At 59.9% G+C, this 287-nt stretch carries 2 rRNA genes; both read right to left on the bottom strand.

The window, feature by feature from the left end:
* Positions 1-90 (bottom strand): 5S ribosomal RNA (rrf, locus tag V6B97_RS17240); the annotation flags it as partial.
* Positions 91-192: 102 nt separating this feature from the next.
* Positions 193-287 (bottom strand): 23S ribosomal RNA (locus V6B97_RS17235); the annotation flags it as partial.

Here is a 287-nt window from a genome sequence, read left to right as displayed (position 1 = left end):
GCACGAATACGCAGTATCATCGGCGATGGAGGGCTTAACTTCCGAGTTCGGAATGGGATCGGGTGTACCCCCTCCTCCATGGATGCCAGCACAAGATTCTGGTCACCGTCCGGGAAGGCTGGCTATGGGCGCCGCCACGTCGGCCGGGACCGAAAGTTGGAATCAAACAGGGTGGAAAGGAAGTGTGAGGAAGAAAACAAGGCGCACGGGCTATTAGTACTGGTCAGCTGAGCGCGTCGCCGCGCGTACACCTCCAGCCTATCGACCGGGTTGTCTACCCGGGCCCT

The organism is Nitratidesulfovibrio sp. 1201_IL3209 (genome assembly GCF_036763125.1).
Taxonomy (GTDB): domain Bacteria; phylum Desulfobacterota; class Desulfovibrionia; order Desulfovibrionales; family Desulfovibrionaceae; genus Cupidesulfovibrio.
This window is presented reverse-complemented; position numbering and strand designations above follow the sequence as displayed.